Genomic DNA, 1441 nt, shown 5'->3' with positions numbered 1-1441 from the left:
GGGTCGCGGTCAGCTGGACCATCGCCCCGATCGGACCCCACGACGGCGTGGCCGGGAACCGCTCGACGGTGCCGGGCACGAACCCGGCGGCGGTGACCGCGGCCTCGGTGTCACGGTCGAGCCGGCACCCCGCCGCCATGCGTTCCCACAGCGGGGCCAGTCGCCGTCGCCAGGTCGCGGGCCGGCCGTGCCCGACGACGTGCTCGATCGCGACCAGCCGCCCGCCCGGGCGCAGTACCCGGTGCGCCTCGGCCAGTGCCCGCGCCGGGTCGGGGACCGTGCAGAGCACGAGGGTGAAGACCACGGCGTCGACCGAGCCGTCGGCGGCGGGCAGTGCCTCGGCGCTCGCTCCGCTCACCGTGAGCGGGACGGCGCAGGACCCGGCCCGGTCGCGCAGCCGGCGGCGCATGGCCGGATCGGGCTCGAGGGCGATGACCTCGTCGGCGTCACGGTAGTGCGGCAGGTTGGCGCCGGTACCCGCGCCGACGTCGAGGACGCGGCCGGTGAGGCCGCTGACCAGTGCCGCCCGGCGCGGGCCGAGGAGCCGGCGCTCCACGGGGTCGAGGACGCGGTCGTACAGCGCGGCGAAGACGCGGTGTCCACCGCTGGGCACGGACATCCGCGAAGGGTAGCGGGTCCGGGCATCCCGGCGGCAAATGACCGGTCATTGGTGCCGACTGGGAGCGGCACGTCTCAGGCCGCGCCGGGACGCCCGACCCGCCGCAGCGGACAGCTCGCGACCCACGCGGCGCAGCCCGCCATCGACACCGCGACGGCGGCCAGCACGAGCAGGCCCGGCACCCGGATCGCGTCGGGCGCCTGCTGGACCAGTACGAACGCTCCCATCGCGAGCACGAACCAGCCGAACCCACGCCGCAGGGCGTCGGCCGGGATGCGGTCGACCAGCCGGGTACCGGCGAGGCTGCCGAGCACCGCCGCGACGGTGATCGCGCCGACGAGGGTCCAGTCGAGCGAGACGGTGGTGAGGTAGCCGGCCAGGCCCGCGAGGGACTTGAGCGCGATGACCAGCAGCGACGTCCCGACCGCGACCCCCATCGGGAGTCGCCCAGCAGTGCGAGAGCCGGGACGACCAGGAACCCGCCGCCGGCTCCCACGAGACCCGTCACGAGTCCGACGACGGCACCGTCGAGCAGGACCCGGGCGACCGGGAGCTCGCTGTGCTGCTCCGCCGGATCGATCTCCCGGCGGCCCCGCAGCATCGCCACGGCGGTCACCGTCATCATGAGGGCGAACGCGACCAGCAGGACCTGTGCGGGCAGCCGGGCGCCGACGAGACCGCCGGCGAACGCGCCGGCCATGCCCGCGAGCCCGAAGATCAGGCCCGTCCGCCAGCGCACGCGTCCCGCACGGGCGTGCCCGGCGGCGCCGACCGCCGCGGTCACCCCGACGACGACCAGTGACGCCGCGATGGCCTCGCGGG

The 1441-nt window shown here is 76.2% G+C and carries 1 protein-coding gene and 1 pseudogene; both read right to left on the bottom strand.

Going from position 1 to position 1441, the window contains the following annotated elements; all coding sequences use genetic code 11:
• A partial coding sequence (locus WHI96_RS27640) for a class I SAM-dependent methyltransferase (protein ID WP_349302517.1) occupies nt 1–619 on the bottom strand: 619 nt, incomplete at its 3' end.
• 74 nt (nt 620–693) lie between these two features.
• Nucleotides 694–1403: pseudogene (locus WHI96_RS27635) on the bottom strand (sulfite exporter TauE/SafE family protein).
• Nucleotides 1404–1441 lie beyond the last annotated feature (38 nt).

This window comes from Pseudonocardia tropica, from assembly GCF_040105315.1.
Classification (GTDB): Bacteria; Actinomycetota; Actinomycetes; order Mycobacteriales; family Pseudonocardiaceae; genus Pseudonocardia; species Pseudonocardia alni.
The sequence above is the reverse complement of the archived record's forward strand: the minus strand, read 5'-3'. Positions and strand labels throughout refer to the sequence as shown.